Annotated in this window: 12 protein-coding genes and 1 tRNA gene; 6 read left to right on the forward strand and 7 right to left on the reverse strand. The window is 65.6% G+C overall.

Going from position 1 to position 15,773, the window contains the following annotated elements; all coding sequences use genetic code 11:
* Together AC1HIY_RS10460 and AC1HIY_RS10465 are read left to right on the forward strand one after the other, a co-directional pair.
* The coding region (locus tag AC1HIY_RS10460; RefSeq protein ID WP_479576679.1) for a PBECR2 nuclease fold domain-containing protein at positions 1 to 235 on the forward strand (235 nt) is incomplete at its 5' end.
* A gap of 334 nt (positions 236 to 569) precedes the next feature.
* A tRNA-Arg gene (locus tag AC1HIY_RS10465) sits at positions 570 to 642 on the forward strand.
* Positions 643 to 841: 199 nt separating this feature from the next.
* On the opposite strand, the gene carB is transcribed toward AC1HIY_RS10465, so the two are convergent.
* Together carB and carA are read right to left on the reverse strand one after the other, a co-directional pair.
* Positions 842 to 3,670 carry a carbamoyl-phosphate synthase large subunit gene (carB, locus tag AC1HIY_RS10470; RefSeq protein ID WP_479576680.1) on the reverse strand — a complete coding sequence of 943 codons (2,829 nt, stop codon included), beginning with the start codon at positions 3,668 to 3,670 and terminating at the stop codon, positions 842 to 844.
* Positions 3,671 to 3,722: 52 nt separating this feature from the next.
* Positions 3,723 to 4,901, reverse strand: coding sequence for a glutamine-hydrolyzing carbamoyl-phosphate synthase small subunit (carA, locus tag AC1HIY_RS10475; RefSeq protein WP_479576681.1), 1,179 nt, complete (start codon positions 4,899 to 4,901; stop codon positions 3,723 to 3,725).
* A 620-nt stretch (positions 4,902 to 5,521) separates the two neighbouring features.
* Between carA and AC1HIY_RS10480 the strand changes: the two genes are divergently transcribed.
* Entirely contained in the window at positions 5,522 to 6,214 is a 693-nt protein-coding gene (locus AC1HIY_RS10480; protein ID WP_479576682.1) for an energy transducer TonB, read from the forward strand.
* Positions 6,215 to 6,256: 42 nt separating this feature from the next.
* On the opposite strand, the gene AC1HIY_RS10485 is transcribed toward AC1HIY_RS10480, so the two are convergent.
* The 3 genes from AC1HIY_RS10485 to folK are packed head-to-tail and all read right to left on the reverse strand — an operon-like array spanning position 6,257 to position 7,766.
* Positions 6,257 to 6,484 carry a hypothetical protein gene (locus AC1HIY_RS10485; protein ID WP_479576683.1) on the reverse strand — a complete coding sequence of 76 codons (228 nt, stop codon included), beginning with the start codon at positions 6,482 to 6,484 and terminating at the stop codon, positions 6,257 to 6,259.
* Between the two features lie 8 nt (positions 6,485 to 6,492).
* Entirely contained in the window at positions 6,493 to 7,203 is a 711-nt protein-coding gene (locus AC1HIY_RS10490) for a deoxynucleoside kinase (RefSeq protein ID WP_479576684.1), read from the reverse strand.
* A 2-nt stretch (positions 7,204 to 7,205) separates the two neighbouring features.
* The gene (gene folK / locus AC1HIY_RS10495) at positions 7,206 to 7,766 is read right to left on the reverse strand and encodes a 2-amino-4-hydroxy-6-hydroxymethyldihydropteridine diphosphokinase (RefSeq protein WP_479576685.1); all 561 of its coding nucleotides are present in this window, start codon (positions 7,764 to 7,766) and stop codon (positions 7,206 to 7,208) included.
* 86 nt (positions 7,767 to 7,852) lie between these two features.
* On the opposite strand from folK, the gene AC1HIY_RS10500 reads away from it, so the two are divergent.
* The 3 genes from AC1HIY_RS10500 to AC1HIY_RS10510 all read left to right on the forward strand — a co-directional run bounded on the left by AC1HIY_RS10500 (position 7,853) and on the right by AC1HIY_RS10510 (position 12,028).
* Entirely contained in the window at positions 7,853 to 8,521 is a 669-nt protein-coding gene (locus tag AC1HIY_RS10500; protein WP_479576686.1) for a nitroreductase family protein, read from the forward strand.
* Positions 8,522 to 8,618: 97 nt separating this feature from the next.
* The gene (locus AC1HIY_RS10505; RefSeq protein ID WP_479576687.1) at positions 8,619 to 9,878 is read left to right on the forward strand and encodes a glycosyltransferase; all 1,260 of its coding nucleotides are present in this window, start codon (positions 8,619 to 8,621) and stop codon (positions 9,876 to 9,878) included.
* A 308-nt stretch (positions 9,879 to 10,186) separates the two neighbouring features.
* Entirely contained in the window at positions 10,187 to 12,028 is a 1,842-nt protein-coding gene (locus tag AC1HIY_RS10510) for a PQQ-dependent sugar dehydrogenase (protein WP_479576688.1), read from the forward strand.
* A 30-nt stretch (positions 12,029 to 12,058) separates the two neighbouring features.
* Here the strand turns inward: AC1HIY_RS10510 and AC1HIY_RS10515 are convergent, their stop codons facing one another.
* Together AC1HIY_RS10515 and AC1HIY_RS10520 are read right to left on the reverse strand one after the other, a co-directional pair.
* Positions 12,059 to 14,020 carry a hypothetical protein gene (locus AC1HIY_RS10515; RefSeq protein ID WP_479576689.1) on the reverse strand — a complete coding sequence of 654 codons (1,962 nt, stop codon included), beginning with the start codon at positions 14,018 to 14,020 and terminating at the stop codon, positions 12,059 to 12,061.
* Between the two features lie 190 nt (positions 14,021 to 14,210).
* Positions 14,211 to 15,659 (reverse strand): M61 family metallopeptidase, encoded by a 1,449-nt coding sequence (locus AC1HIY_RS10520; RefSeq protein WP_479576690.1) that lies wholly within the window; start codon positions 15,657 to 15,659, stop codon positions 14,211 to 14,213.
* Positions 15,660 to 15,773: the final 114 nt, after the last annotated feature.

The following is a 15,773-nucleotide window of genomic DNA, read 5'->3' on the forward strand; positions in this document are numbered from 1 at the left end:
CGCACCGGATGAGATATGGGTCAGTCTGGATCCGATGCGCAAGGATCCGGGAAAATGGAAAGTGTTTCGCCGCTATCCGGCGCGCTTTTCTTTACCGGGGATGGATGCGCCCGGTATTGCTGTGCTCGAGTGGACGAACAAGGGGTGGTGCGGAGTGACCACCTTTCAGGGCGCACGCTTGCGTGACCCGGAACGGAGACGCCGGGAAGTGCTCCCGTACCGCCGCGAGAACTGAGGGATGCGCGCCACCCACATCCCTCAACCCTGCGCCTCCTAGCCGGCTGGTGGCGAGCATTGGTGCGCGATGGGTGCGGCACAGATGCATACGCGTGGAAGTCAGGAGAGTTCGTATACCTTATCGGGTTCGCTAAGAGATCGACGACGACTGGCAGGCGCCGGCCGCCTCCGCTGCAGAAGCAGTTCACCAGGGGCAACGGCTTCCGCAAACGCAAGCGCCGCACCCAACGTCGCGACGGCCAAGCGCGCGCGGCCCTCCCCGCACATGCCGCCGCTGATGGCCCCCATAGCTTCGGGGAACCTTTCGTTTCCTCATTTTTATCCTACCGCCCGCCCCCGTAGCTCAGAGGATAGAGCACCGGTTTCCTAAACCGGGTGTCGCTGGTTCGAGTCCAGCCGGGGGTACAGCGCTTCCGCGACGGTGGACGGCATCGGGGACGGGAGCTCTCCTTCAAAAGGGCGATTCTGCTCGTTTGCCCCCGGATGTTCCCGGCGCTCGTCTGGCTTTCCCTCGGCGCTTGCGCCGGCTTCGCACGACGTCGTGGGCGCGATCGGGGACCTCGAAACGGCCCGGGTCCATCGTGCTGCGTCGGCGGAGACGGGCTTACCGCGACAGATACAGGTTCCGCATCTCGTACGGGCGGCGGAAGTGCTCGTCGGTGAGTTCGTCGATGAAGGCGATGGCCTCGCCGGTCGATTTCATCTCCGGGCCGAGCTCCTTCGGCACCTCGGGGAACTTGTCCCACGAGAAGACCGGCTCCTTGATCGCATAGCCCGTCAGCGTCGAGGTGAGCAGTCCCTTCTCGCGGAACTCGGCGAGCCGATGGCCGAGCATCACCTTCGTCGCGATGTTCGACACGGGGATGCCGGTCGCTTTGGCGACGAAGGGCACCGTCCGCGAGGCGCGCGGATTGGCCTCGATCACGTACACGGCCTCGTCCGTGATGACGAGTTGCACGTTGATCAGCCCGATCACGTTCAGCCGGTGTGCGATCTCCGTCACGTACCGGCGGATCGTGGCGAGGACCGTCTCGGAGAGCGAATACGGCGGCAGCACGGCCGTCGAGTCGCCCGAGTGGACGCCGGCAGGCTCGATGTGCTGCATGATGCCCGCGATCCACACCTCCTCGCCGTCGCACACCGCGTCGACGTCGACCTCGATGCCGTTCTCGAGGAAGAGGTCGAGGAGGATCTGGTTGCCGGGCAAGAGCTTGTGGATCATGCCGACGTATTGCTCCACCTCTTCCTTGTTGATGGCGATGCGCATGCCCTGCCCGCCGAGCACATAGCTCGGGCGCACGAGGATCGGGTAGCCGATGCGCTCGGCGGCGGTGATGGCTTCCGGCACATCGTAGGCGATGCCGTACGGTGGGAAGGGGATCTCGAGCTCTCGCAGGATGCCGGTGAACTTGGCGCGGTCCTCGGCCAGGTCCATGTCCTCGAACGAGGTGCCGAAAATGTGGATGTCGTTCTCGCGGAAATGGCGGGCGAGCTTGAGGGCCGTCTGCCCGCCGAGCTGCACGATGACGCCCTCCGGACGTTCGTGTTCGAGGATGTTGAGCACGTGCTCCCAGAAGACCGGCTCGAAGTAGAGCTTGTCCGCCACGTCGAAGTCCGTCGAGACGGTTTCGGGGTTGCAGTTGACCATGATGGCCTCGAAGCCGGCCTCGCGCGCGGCGAGCACACCGTGGACGCACGAGTAATCAAACTCGATGCCCTGCCCGATGCGGTTCGGCCCGCTGCCGAGGATGACCACCTTCTTCCGGTCGGAGACCTCGCTCTCGTTGACCGTCTCGTACGAGGAATAGAAGTACGGCGTCCGGGCCGGAAACTCGCCCGCGCACGTGTCGACGAGGAGGTAGGCGGGAAGCACGTCGGCGGCTTTGCGGTGGGCGCGCACCTCCGCCTCGGTCACATCGTCGCGGACGAGGAAGGCGATCTGACGGTCGGAGAAGCCGTAGCGTTTGGCCTCGAAGAGCAGGGGGCGGTCGAGCTCGGCGAGTGCGTGCCGGCGAAGCTCGTTCTCCAGGTGGACGATGTCCCGGATTTGAAAAAGGAACCACGGGTCGACCTTCGTGACGTCGGCGACCTCTTCGATGGAGGCGCCGAGTTTGAAGGCGTTGCGGATCTGAAGCGTGCGGTCCCAGTACGGGCGGCGGAGGCGTTCGCGCACCGTCATACGTTGCTCGTCCTCGCGGTCCGCGCCGAGGCCCGCATAGCCGATCTCCAGGCTCTGCCACGCTTTCTGGAGGCTCTCCGGGAAGGTTCGGCCTATGGCCATCACCTCGCCTACGGCTTTCATCTGGGTCGTCAGCTCCTCGTCGACGCCCTCGAACTTGTCGAAGTTGAAGCGGGGAATCTTTGTCACCACGTAGTCGATGGAAGGTTCGAAGCAGGCGCTCGTCGTTCCGGTGACCTCGTTCGGCAACTCGTCGAGCGTATAGCCGACGGCGAGGCGGGCGGCGACCTTGGCGATGGGATAGCCCGTCGCCTTCGAGGCGAGCGCCGAGGAGCGGCTCACGCGCGGGTTGATCTCGATGGCGATCATCCGCCCGGTGCCGGGATGGACGGCGAACTGCACGTTGCACCCGCCCGCGAACGTGCCGATGGAACGCATCATGCGGATGGCTGCGTCGCGCATCCGCTGAAACTGCTTGTCGGTCAGCGTCTGAGCCGGAGCCACCGTCACCGAGTCGCCGGTGTGGACGCCCATCGGGTCAATGTTCTCGATGGTGCAGATGATGATGACGTTGTCTCGGGCGTCTCGGAGCAATTCGAGTTCGAACTCCTTCCACCCGAAGAGACATTCTTCGATGAGCACCTCGTGGACGGGCGAGATCTCGAGGCCGCGCGTCACCTTCCGGTCGAACTCGTCGTGCGACCAGACGATGCCGCCGCCGCTGCCGCCGAGGGTGAACGAGGGACGGATGACCACGGGCAACCCGCCGAGCTCCTGGGTGATCTCCTTGGCTTCGAGCAGGCTCTTGGCGACGTGGCTTCGCGCCTGGTCGATGCCGATTTTCTCCATCAGATCACGGAAAAGCTGGCGGTCTTCGGTGATGTGGATGGCGTCGATGTCTACGCCGATGACGTCCACGCCCGCCTTCTCCCAGTACCGCTCCTGATGCAGCCGGTCGGCGATGTTGAGGGCCGTCTGCCCGCCCATCGTCGGGAGCACCGCGTCCGGCTGCTCCCGGGCGACGATCTCTTTGATCGACCGGGGCGTGAGTTCGCGAAGGTAGATCTTGTCCGCCGTCACGGGGTCGGTCATGATGGTGGCGGGGTTCGAGTTGACGAGCACCACTTCATAGCCCTCGGCCCGGAGCGCGCGCGCGGCCTGGCTGCCGGAATAGTCGAACTCGCACGCCTGCCCGATGATGATGGGGCCGGAGCCGATGAGGAGGATTTTTTTGAGGTCGGTGCGCTTCGGCATGATCTAGGGCGAAAAGGTGGAGAACGGGAGGGACGGGGGCGTCCGGAACGACTCACCGGATGGGGACGAGCGGGTCTGCGGCTGCCGTTTGGACGGGCACGCCGCGATGCTCGGCGATGTCGCGAAGGAACTCGTCGAAGAGGTAGCGGCTGTCGTGCGGGCCGGGGGAGGCTTCGGGGTGGTATTGCACCGAGAGCGCCACGCACGTCTTGAAGCGGAGCCCCTCCACGGTTCCGTCGTTCAGGTTCACGTGCGTCCACTCGACCTTGTCCTCCGGGAGGCTTTCGCCGGCGATGGCAAAGCCGTGGTTCTGGGTGGTCACCTCCACGTGGCCGGTGCGGAGGTTTTTCACGGGATGGTTTGCGCCCCGGTGCCCGACGTACATCTTGTAGACCTCCAGCCCCTGTGCGAGCGCCATGAGCTGGTGGCCGAGGCAGATCCCGAAGAGCGGCAGCCCGGTGTCCATCGCCCGGCGCGCGGTGGCGACGGCCTCGGGCATCGCGCGGGGGTCGCCGGGGCCGTTCGAGAAGAAGAGGCCGTCGGGGTTCCACGCCGTCACCTCGTCGAGGGGGGTGGCGGCGGGGAAGACGCGCACGGTGCATCCGCGCTCGGCGAACGAGCGGAGAATGTTGCGCTTGACGCCGAAGTCATAGACGGCGATGCGCGCGCCCTCGCCTTCGGCGTAGTCGTAGGCTTCGGAGCACGTCACGCGCGAGGCCAGTTCGAGGCCGGCCATCGAAGGCCACGCCCGCGCCTTGGCCACGAGGCTCTCGTCGTCGAGGTCGGTCGCGGAGATGACGGCGTTCATGACGCCCCTGTCGCGGATGTGCCGCACCAGCCGCCGCGTGTCGACGCCGGAGATGCCGACGAGCTTGAAGCGGGTCAGGAAGCGATGGAGCGATTCGTCGGCGCGCTGGTTCGAAAACCGGTGTGAGAAGGCGCGCACCACGAGGCCGGCGATCATCGGGCGGTCGGCCTCCATGTCGAGGTCCATCGCGCCGTAGTTGCCGATGTGCGGGTAGGTCATCATCATGATCTGCCCGTGATACGAGGGATCGGTGAAGATCTCCTGATACCCGGTCATGGAGGTGTTGAAGCAAAGCTCGCCGCCGGTTTCACCGGGGTGACCAATGGCCGTGCCGGTGACGACGGAGCCGTCGGCCAGGGCCAGTTTGCAGGGGCGGGGCGGGGCCCCGTTCCTCGGGGCGTCGGTGTCGGGAAGGTGGATCATCTCACGCATACGCTGGGTGGAAGGGCGCGGGGCTTCGCGCGCCCGGGTTGCTCGGAGCCGGCGGGGTCGCGCGGTCCGGCGGAAGGAGCCGGAGCGGCTCTCCCATACAAAAAAACCCTCCCAGTGCCCTGGGAAGGTTGAGCAGAATACGAGGCTGAAATCGGTATGGAAGCAGGCGGAAAGATCGTATCGTTTACGTTCGGAAGCCGCTCGGGCTGCCTGTGTTCCTTCGGGGAAATCTGTCTTTTCCCTTGTCGAAAAGTCGTCGTTCCGGGGAATGCGCTAAAAGAATGAGCCGTGAGGCTTCGTTTACGCATCTTTGGTAAAATAAGACCCCTTACGGGTTTGCACAATGCCGTCCGCACGCTTTTACAGGGCTTTCACGAGTGCGGCGGCCTGTCGCCTCCTTAAAGGCGGGCGCGCCGGAGAAGATCCGGGCGGGGGAAAAGAGCCGCGATGAACTCCGCGACGGGCGGGGGGTTCAAAGAAACCGTTGGGCGCGGCTCACGTACGAGCCGTCGCTCGAAGGCGACATCCGGGGGGGATTTCTGCGCGGATGCGCCCGTGGAAACGTAAGCTCAACGGTTCGGAAGAGCACAGACGAGGACACGCCTCTGCGCATGCGCCGCATCGACTCGACATATGACCGCCGGGAACGGTACGTTCTGCACATGATGGGCGCGCTCGTTGCCAGCCTGCTGGTGGTGATCGCGGCGGTGCGGTGGTGGCCGTTACCGAGCCACGATGCGCCGCCGGGCATGGTCTTCGACGTGCGCGGTCAGGAAATCATCGCGTTCGAAGAGGTGGTGCCGACGCGCCAGCAGATGCGGCGGCCGCCGCCCCCCGCCCCGCTCGTGCCCGTCGTCGTGCCGGATGAGGTGGTGCTGGAGGACTACGACCTCGAACTCGTCGACAACTACCTCCCCGTCGAGGAACCGGGCGACGACCTGGCGTTCGTCGAGGGGGACGTGGTGGGCACGCAGGCGACGATGGCCGGCGCCGAGGTGGGGCCGAAGCCGGTGCGGATCGTCGAGCCGGAGTACACGAAGGATGCGCGTAAGAAGAAGATCCGCGCCGAGGTGGTGATCGAGGTGCTGGTGAACGAACGCGGACGTGTGGAGCAGGCGCGCATCCTCGAACGCTACCTGCTCGGCAAGAAGCAAACCGATCCGAAGCAGTCCGTCCCGGCGCTCGGTTTCGGCCTCGAAGAAGCCGCCCTCGCCGCCGCGGAGGGATGGATGTTTCGCCCGGCCCGGCAGAACGGCAAGCCCGTCCGCAGCTTTTTCGTCTTTACGTTGAGCTTCGGGATCTGAGGGAACAGGCTCCGTCTCGCTGTTTCACCGGGAGCATGCGGGCTACGTAATGTCCTCCCATTTCGCATCCTCGATGTCCGGCGGCGGCGTCCGCGGTGGGGGAGGCGGAGCGTTCCACTGAGGCCTCCGGGAAGCCTCCGGACCGTGCGGGGTGTGTCGGGGCGGCATCTCGCGGGGCGGTTGGCCCTCATACAGGGCGGCGCGAACCAGACGGCGCGCATACCGGGTCGCATAATACGCGAGAATCGCGATGACGAGCAGTTTGATCATGATCTGCCTTATGAATAAAGCGTGCCCGAAGGCGTCGGGTTGAAGTACGTCGTTCCAGGGTGTTGGATGCTCATGATCTGGCGCACGAGCGCCTCCAGATCCTCCGGGTTTTTTACGAAATCGATGTTTGTCGCGTTGATGATGAGCAGGGGGCTGGCGGTAAAGTGCCCGAAATAGTGGTTGTAGGCTTTGTTCAGCGTGTCGATGTAGGCCGGGTCCATGTTGCGCTCATACGAACGCCCGCGCTGCCGGATATTCTGAAGGAGTCGTTCCGTCGTCGATTGGAGGTAGACGATGAGGTCGGGGACGGGCGTCGAGGGCTGCATCAGCGTGTAGAGGGTCTCGTAGAGTTGCCGCTCGTCGCCTTCGAGGTTGAGGTGGGCGAAGATGCGGTCCTTGTCGAAGGCATAGTCGCTGATGACGAGGTGGTGAAAGAGGTCGCGCTTGAGAAGGTTTTGTTGTTGCCGGAAGCGGCTGGCGAGGAAGCTCAGCTGGGTCTGGAAAGCCCATCGTTCCCGATCCTCGTAAAAATTCGCCAGAAAGGGGTTCTCTTCGAACTCTTCGAGCACGAGGCGCGCGTCGAAGCGCTCGGCGAGGAGGCGGGCGAGCGTCGTCTTTCCCGCGCCGATGACGCCCTCGATCACGAGGTACCGGAGGTCTTCGCGAGGCGCGAAGGAGGACGACCGGGGTTCGGGAGTGGAGGACTTTTCCGGATCCATACTCATGCGTTGGCGTGGGGACGGAGGCGAAGGTTCGTGGGGGCGAGCGCGTGGGGGTCGGGGCACCGGTCGAGGAGCCTCCGGACCGTGGTGTCATACGGCGGCGGCACGCGCAGGTTCGGGGCGAGGTCGGCCAGGGGGCGCAGCACGAAAAGGCGCGCCCCGAGACGTGGGTGGGGGACGGTGAGCGCGGGGGTCTCGAGCGTGACATCACCGTAGAGGAGGAGGTCGAGGTCGAGGGTGCGTGCGGCCCAGCGGCGGGCGGCGCTTCGCCGGCGACCGGCCCGGTGCTCGATGCGGAGGAGCGCAGCCATGAGCGCTTCGGGAGAGAGCGTCGTGCGAAGGCGCACCACCGCGTTGAGATACGACGGCTGCGCCTCGTCCGGACGGAGGGTGTGGGCGACGCTCTCATACACGGGCGAGGCCGCAGTCACCCGGAGGTCCGGCGGCGCGTCGAGCGCGCGAACGGCCGCGCAAAGATGGGCGGCGCGGTCGCCGAGATTGGAGCCGAGCGCGATGAAGGCGTCCGTCTCCGACGAGGGAAGTGGGAGGGGAAGATCCATGGGCCGTCGAACGGGCGGCAATGGCGGCGGGTTTCGCTATATTGGAGGGGAAAGAACCCGCATGCTCGATCAACCTCCGCTCCGACATGACCGAACCACGATTCGTTCCTTTGACCAGCTATCGCGCCTATTCCGAAGACGAGATGCGTCGCCGGGCGAGGGCCTTTTGTGAGGAGATGCGCCGTCGGCGCACCGTGCGTGAATTTTCCGACCGCCCGGCGCCGCGCGAGGTCATCGAAGATTGTCTGTGTGCGGCGGGCACGGCTCCGAGCGGCGCGAACCTTCAGCCGTGGCACTTCGTCGTCGTCTCCGATCCGGCGGTGAAGCGCGCCATCCGAGAAGCGGCCGAAGAGGAGGAGCGCGCCTTCTACCGGGAGCGCGCGCCCCGGGCCTGGCTCGACGCCCTCGCCCCCCTCGGCACCGACGAACACAAGCCGTTCCTCGAAACCGCGCCGTACCTCATCGCCATCTTCGCGCAGAGCTACGGCGTGTTGCCCGACGGGACGAAGGTGAAACATTATTACGCGCTGGAGTCCGTCGGCATTGCCGCGGGGATGCTCATCACGGCGATCCATCATGCGGGGCTCGCCTCGCTCACCCACACGCCGAGCCCCATGCGCTTCCTCAACGAAATTCTCGGCCGTCCCGAGAACGAGCGCCCGTTCCTGCTGCTGGTCGTCGGCTATCCCGCCGAAGACGCCCGGGTGCCGGACCTCGCGAAGAAGTCGCTCGATGAGATCGCGACGTTCCTCTGAGGGGATGGAACCACCGTTTGACCGAACAACGCGAGAGGAAGGGGCCATCGAAGAGACGACAGGTCATATCCGGGCAGAGACACGCCGTGTACTGGTCGTGGCGTACTATTTCCCTCCGATGGGCCTCAGCGGGGTGCAACGCGTGGCGAAGTTCGTCAAATACCTGCCGGAAAATGGCTGGCATCCCACCGTGTTGACCGTGGAGCCGGGCGGCTATTTCGCCTATGACGAGACGCTCTTGCGCGAGGTCGAAGCCGCCGGGGCGGCGATCGTCCGGACGCCGTCGTGGGATCCGACGCGGCTCTTCGGGCGGAAGCGGACGGTCTCGCTGCCGGGAGAGTCCACGCGGCGGCGGCTCTCGAACGTGAGCCAGTTCGTCTTCGTGCCGGACAACAAAATCGGCTGGCTGCCGCATGCGGAGCGGGCCGGTCGGCGCTTGCTTCGGACGCGCCCGTTCGACGCCGTCTTCTCGTCTGCGCCGCCGTACACGGCGCACCTCGTCGCCGCCCGTCTGGCCCGGTGGAGCGGGCGGCCCCTCGTCACCGACTTTCGCGACGACTGGGTGGGCAACCCCCGCCACGTCTACCCGACGCCGTGGCACCGCCGCCTGCACGAACGCCTCGAGCGCAGGGTCGTTCGCATGAGTCGTCGCGTCACGGCCATCAACGCGCCCATCCGGGACGCGCTCGTCCGACGGAACGGGGGCGAGGCCGTGGCGGACCGCGTCTCGGTGCTGCCGCAGGGCTTCGATCCGGCCGACTTCGAGCGCCCCCCCGCACCCCGCGACCCCGCCCGGATGCGCCTGCTCTACACCGGCGTCTTCTACGACGCGCAAACGCCCGATGTCTTCCTCCGCGCGCTCGCCGCCTGGCTCGAACGCCGCCCCGACGCCCTTTCCCGGGTGGAGGCGGTGTTCGTCGGTCTCGTGCCCGAAGCCTCCCGCGCGCTCGCCGAACGTCTCGGTCTCGGCGACGTCGTCCGGTATGAAGGCTATCGCCCCCACGATGAAGCCGTGGCGTTCCTCCGTTCCGCCGATGTGTTGTGGATGACCATCGGCCGTCGGCCGGGCGCGGAGGGCATCTCCACAGGCAAGCTCTTCGAGTACTTCGGCGCGCAAAAGCCGATCCTGGCCCTCGTGCCCGAAGGCGCCGCCCGCGACGCCCTCGCGCCGCATCGCGCCGCCCGCGTCGTCGCACCCGACGACGCACCCGCCGTCGCCGCCGCGCTCGACGACCTCTTTCGCCGGTGGGAGGACGGGCGGATGCCCCGCCCAGACCCTGCATACGTCCGTCGATTCGACCGGCGACGGCTGGCCGGTGAACTCGCCGCCCTTCTTTCTGAATGCTCGGAACGATAGCGTCCGCTGTGGGTATGCGCTCACGACCTCTGAGCGGGAGAAGAAGGGGAGTATTGATTGCCGGTCAAACACGTCATTATTGGGCGAAACCGCAGGCTGCCTCTTGAATTATCGCCCGTCTCGTCAGAGATTGGTTTCGTGGGAGAGACGTTCAGAGACCGTTGGGTCTGGTCATGCAAGATTGCGCGATTCATAGTGCGGTTTCGTAAAGACGGCGCCCTTAAGCAATACGCAACCGGTCTCATGCGCGCCGTCGGTCCGACCTGCCGGGCCGTTTCTTATTTCATCATCGTGTGGAGCACTGGATCATGTTGCATAGGACCTGGATCAAGCAAAGCCTCCTGGTATGGGCCCTGGCATTTTTGCCGGTTTGGACGGCCTTCGGGCAGATCGACGTCGTCGTTAATGCCTTCCCGCATCTCAAGTTTGACAATGCGGTGGACCTTCAGGACCCCAACGACGGGACGAACCGCCTGTTCATCGTCGGGCAGAACGGGGTGATCTGGGTCGTGGTGAACGATACGAGCACGACCGTCAGAAACGTCTTCCTCGACATCAGCGCCCGGGTGAACCGGGTGGGCAGTGAGCCGGGGCTGCTCGCGATGGCTTTTCATCCGGATTATGCGACGAACGGCATCTTTTACACGTATTACACGACCGGCATCCAGTTCGACACCGTGGACCCGTTGCGCAACGTGCTCTCGAAGTGGACCGTCTCCGCCGATCCCGATGTGGCCGATGCGAGCAGTGAAGAGGTCCTCATGGAGTTCGAGAAGACGGCCACGACCCACAATGCCGGAAAGATGATCTTCGGTCCGAGCGACGGCTACCTGTATCTCTCTCTGGGCGACGGCGGGTGTTGCGGCGACCCGAACGACAACGCGCAGAATCCCCTGAACCTCTTCGGCACGATCATCCGGATCGACGTGGACAACAGTCCGGGCAATCTGCCTCCCGACTGCGGGCTGACCGGCCTCAACGGCACGCTCAATTACAGCATCCCCGCCGACAACCCCTTCGTGAGCGACACCGCCGTGTGCGACGAGATCTGGGCCTACGGGCTGCGAAACCCCTGGCGATGGAGCTTCGACAGCACCGGCCGCCTGTGGGTGGGCGACGTGGGCGACAGCCGATATGAAGAGGTGAGCTGGGTGGAAGCAGGCGACAACCTCGGGTGGGACGTCGCCGAAGGGATGGAGTGCTTCGGCGACGCCGCCAACGACTGCGGGGACAACCCCGGCTTCAAACCGCCCGTCTGGCTGTGGAAACACTTCGGAGTGAATGACGCCACCGTCCAGAGTTTCGCGCATGCCGTGATCGGCGGGTACGTCTACGAGGGCAACTCGTGCAATGACATCGCCGGGCAATACATCGTGGGCGGGAAAGTGGTTCAGAATATCTGGGGACTGACCTTCGACGACACCGGCGTCCTCAGCGAAACCCTGCTCGTGGACGCGACGGCCGGCATCTCGGTCTCATCCTTCGGCGTCGACCGAAACAACGAACTCTACGTCATCGATCGGCAGCGGGAAGACGACGCGACGGGGAAGGGCAGCATCATCTACCGCTTCGCCTGCGACGCGCCGCTCCCGGTGGAACTGACGTCCTTCGAGGCGAAGGTCGATGGAGACGCCGCGCTGATTTCCTGGACGACGGCCAGCGAACAGACAAACGCAGGCTTCGAAGTGCACGGGCAATATGAGGACGAGGACTGGGAAGTGCTCGGGTTCGTCGAAGGCGCGGGCACGACGACCGAGCCGCAGGCGTACCAGTATCGCGTCGAGGGCCTCGCGCCCGGCACGCACCGCTTCCGCATCCGCCAGTTCGACTTCGACGGGTCCTTTCAGTATCACCCGGCGGTGGAGGTCAGGGTCGCGCCCGAAACGGCATTCGAAGTCTCGGAGGCCTATCCGAACCCGTTCAATCCCCAGACGCAGTTCACCATCACGCTTCGCAAGAGCCAGCACATTCGGATCACGGTGTTCGACCTTCTCGGGCGGCAGATGGGCGTGCTCTTTGACGGGGAGCTCTCGGCGGGCGCCCCGCATCCCTTCATCATCGATGCCGAGGAATGGCCGAGCGGGCTGTACATCTACGAGGTCGCGGGCGATCATTTCCACACGGCGCACTCGGTCACGCTCGTCAAATAAGACGGCGTCCGTCGCGGGGAGGGCTCCGGCTCACTTCAACAGCATCACGCTCCGGGCGGCGACGAACGTCTCGCCGAGGGCGCGGATCTGATACGGACCGCTCGGCAGCCCCTTCGCTTCGAAGGTGAACGTCTCGGGATCGCCGCCCCGGAGTTCGCCGTCGTACAGGACCCGCACGCGGCGTCCGAGCATATCGACAACCTCGAGGCGCACCCGCTCGGTGCGCGCCGTCGTCAGGGTGAAGCGTGTCTGCGGGTTGAAGGGGTTGGGGTAGGGCTCGGAGAAGTCGAAGGCGCCGGGGACCTCGACGTAGACCTCCACCTCCGGCCCGAAGGCGAACGCTCCGTCGAAGTCGATCTGTCGCAGCCGGAAGGTATGGCGGCCCGGCGTCAGATCCTCCGCGCGATAGCCGTAGTGCGTCGTCTCGCTCGTGGCGCCATGCCCCTCCACGAAGCCCAGGCTTTGCCACGTCTCCTCCGCGCTCCCTCTGTGCTCAACGTAAAAACCGGCGTTGTTCGTCTCGCTCGCCGTCGTCCAGGTCAGCAGGGCGTTCCGACCATCCACCACCGCGTCGAACGTGGCGAGCTCGACCGGCAACGGCGTGTTGAGGTCGAGGTACACCTCGTAGACGTTACTGTTGGCCATGCTTCCGGAGAAATTGCGCCCGAAAGCGAGGATGCCGCCGTACAGGTGTCCGACGAGCGTGCGCCCGGTGATGGCATCGAGCTTGAGCACGCCGTTGTCATAATATGCCAGGCTCTCATTCGGGAGAAAGGCCATGTTCGCCCCGAGGAAGGTCGTGATCGCGGAACCGAAGGGAGCGGGCATCCGGAAGGGCCAGATCGCCTCGCTCGACGTCCCGTCGGCGGCGCGTGTGAACGTGGTTACCTCGTCGATGAACGGCACGTTCGTGTCTTCGACGAGCACGCCGGTGTCGTCGAGGAAATATTGCCCGATACCGCCGAAGAAGGTCGTATACATGTCGCCCGTCGCGGCGTCGAAGACGGGGAGAGTGGGGCATGTGTAATGGCTCATCATCTGGTCGAATGCGGTGTCGACCGTATAGGCGTCGGCGGCGAGAAGGTGGGCGTCTTCCCGGATGTATATGGGGTTGAGGAAAGGCAGGTCGGCGGTTTTCTGAAAGACGCCGGCATACGCGCCGAGTCCGAGCGTCTCATCGGGAAAGACGACCGGCGCGACGGTCAGGTCGCGGCGGTGGAAGGCGTCGGTGTCGTCGATCGTGACGTAGTTCGTGATCGAGAAGGTGACGCCGTCATCGGCGATCTGAAACATGCGGAGCTGTTCCGTATACGTCTGCGTGAAGGCGCCGGGATCGGGGGAATATGCCCCTTCGAAGTCGTGGCCGAAGACGGGGAAGTACCCCGAGCCGATGAGACGCATCTCTCCGCCGGTGACCTGCATGCGCGTGTCGGTAATCTGGCGGATGTGCGGGTCGAGCGCGGTCCCGTTCATGACGGCGTCGATCAGGCCGGGGAGGTGGAGCGCCGTGAGGGTAGGGAAGGTGACGTAGTCCCCCGTGGCGGCGTCGATGCCGTATCCGCCGGCGAGATAGAGGTAATCGCCGCTTCGGGCGAACTGCATGTTCGTCGAACGGAGCGGGTCGGCGAGGGCGTCGGGGAGCGAGGTCACGGGGGCGGACCACGTCTGCCACGTCGCGGGGTCGAAGACCCAGATGTCCTCGTTGGCGAAGTCGGGCGGGAAAGCATTGGTCCCGAACGAGTGCCGTCCGTCCGTCCGCCCGCCGACGAAGATCCATTTGCCGTCATATTGCGCGTGGGCGAACGAGTGCAGCCCCGGCAACGAAGGCGCCACGACGTCCACGATTTCGAGGGTGAACGGCAGGGCGTCGGTGTTCTGCGAGACGTTTGCGTTCGCCTGCCCGTGGACCTCGCGGGCGGGGCCGAGGATCGATCCGAGGGTTGCGAAAAGGAAGAGGAGACGAAAAAGGGGGGAGCGAAGGGAGAAATACATCAGAGTTAGGCCGGGTACGGTCGGTACGATTTAGATATTAGTCTTCCTCATCAAAATACATCCCGCCTCCCTGTTGCGCCACGCCCGAAGGCCAGGCAGGGGGGTGAGGCGCGTGAAGAACGGAGGAAGCGCGCGGTTGCCGGAGAGAGGACGCCTCCCGGAGTCGGTTTGAAGATAGACGCGCGAAGCGTCACCGGTGGGCGCGCGCGGCGACGGCGGTTGGAAGGAAGTCGAAGCTCCGGAGGGAGGGGGCGGGGTCGAGGGAGCCGCGATGGGCGAGGCGGTCGTCCACATTGGCGAGGCCGGCGGGGGCGTAGGCGCGCCACGCTTCGAGAAAAGCCTCCCGCGTCTTTTTCGTGCCCGTGCGTGCGGAGATGAAGCGCTGCATGAAGGTCGGGAGTGTCTTCGCGCCGCCGGTCCGTCGCCTGAGTTCGACGTCGAGGGAGAACGCGAGGATCATGCCCTCGTGGTATGTGAAATAGAACGCCGAAGGGTCGTCGTAGAAGTGTGCGCACGCCGAGAGGAGCGACCATCGGCCGTCCGCGTTTCGACGATGCGAGAGGGCCGCGGCGCGCCGGAGGTCGTGCACGAAGGTGTCGCGGTCGAGGAGCCCGGCGTCGAAGAGCGTGAGGTGGGCGAGGTACTCGGTGAACCCCTCGCGCAGCCAGCACATCCCCGGCCCCCATGCTTCGGAGGGAGCGGCGGGGCCCTCGGCGGCATACGTCCACGTGTGGATCAGTTCGTGCGCGAGGGTGCGGAGTATCTGATCGCCGGAGACGCGCCAGAGGTCGGCAAAAGGTTGTCCGGCGCGGAGTTGAAGCTGCACCGAGGCCGTGCCCGCCGTGGCTCCGCCCGGGGCGTCGCCGTCGGCGGAGGTGTGGAGCAGGACGGTCAGGTTAAAGACGGGGCGTCCGCCGCCGAGGGCCGCCGTCTGCCGGACCACGCGGGTCATCGCCGCGACGGCCCCGGGCGCATCACCGAGCCGCCCCTCGCCCGTCCATACGAAGCGCACCGCCGTATGCGCCACGCGCCGCTCGACGACGCTGCCCTCCCGAAAGGCGACGAAGTAGTTGGTGAGGAGTGCGTGCAGGCTCGGGACTACCGTCACCCGTTTGCCCACGCTCCACGGCGTCGCCACGGTCCACGCGGCGGGCGTCTTCCACACGAGGCGGACGGGCGCCTCCGGGGGGAAGTCGGCGGGGCGGATAAGGGCGTATTGCGTCACGTACGCACCACCCGGACCGGCGGAGGGCATGACCGTGCGCCATGCGTACTTCGGCGGGAGCGCGCGCGCGGCCTCGTCCGTACGGACGAGGTACGTGAACCGGAGCGTCCCATGCGGCGGTGGGACGCGCCGCCGCCCCTCGTCGTCGCGTGTGACGGGGAGGGGACCGAGGTCGTCGAAGAAGCGGACGTCGGTGAGGAACCGGAGCGCGTGCGGGCCGATGGCGTTCGGCATTTCGAAGACGACCTCGCCGCCCGCCGGATGCTCGAAGCGCCCCTCGACGAGGAGCGCGCGCCGGAGCGTGTCCACCCGGATCTCGTACGTGAGCGAGGCGGCTCCCTCGCGGCTCGCCCGCTCGGAGGTCAACCCGATCAAACCCATCACAATGAAGCCGATCCAGAGGATAGATCGCATGGCCGTGCGGTTCGTTGGAAAAAGGCGGGGCGGGGCGGACGAAAAAGGGAAGGGCCGCCGAAACTGGGATCGGCGGAAAGTGGGGGAGATAAATGCCCGCGTTCATGGGTCGCA

The sequence above is a fragment of the Rhodocaloribacter sp. genome (genome assembly GCF_056451265.1).

Excerpts from the sequence above, each read along its gene's own strand:
- carB (WP_479576680.1), bottom strand. The coding sequence starts at position 3,670 with ATGCCGAAGCGCACCGACCTCAAAAAAATCCTCCTCATCGGCTCCGGC.
- carA (WP_479576681.1), bottom strand. The coding sequence starts at position 4,901 with ATGATCCACCTTCCCGACACCGACGCCCCGAGGAACGGGGCCCCGCCC.
- AC1HIY_RS10480 (WP_479576682.1), top strand. The coding sequence starts at position 5,522 with ATGCGCCGCATCGACTCGACATATGACCGCCGGGAACGGTACGTTCTG.
- AC1HIY_RS10485 (WP_479576683.1), bottom strand. The coding sequence starts at position 6,484 with ATGATCAAACTGCTCGTCATCGCGATTCTCGCGTATTATGCGACCCGG.
- AC1HIY_RS10490 (WP_479576684.1), bottom strand. The coding sequence starts at position 7,203 with ATGGATCCGGAAAAGTCCTCCACTCCCGAACCCCGGTCGTCCTCCTTC.
- folK (WP_479576685.1), bottom strand. The coding sequence starts at position 7,766 with ATGGATCTTCCCCTCCCACTTCCCTCGTCGGAGACGGACGCCTTCATC.
- AC1HIY_RS10500 (WP_479576686.1), top strand. The coding sequence starts at position 7,853 with ATGACCGAACCACGATTCGTTCCTTTGACCAGCTATCGCGCCTATTCC.
- AC1HIY_RS10510 (WP_479576688.1), top strand. The coding sequence starts at position 10,187 with ATGTTGCATAGGACCTGGATCAAGCAAAGCCTCCTGGTATGGGCCCTG.
- AC1HIY_RS10515 (WP_479576689.1), bottom strand. The coding sequence starts at position 14,020 with ATGTATTTCTCCCTTCGCTCCCCCCTTTTTCGTCTCCTCTTCCTTTTC.
- AC1HIY_RS10520 (WP_479576690.1), bottom strand. The coding sequence starts at position 15,659 with ATGCGATCTATCCTCTGGATCGGCTTCATTGTGATGGGTTTGATCGGG.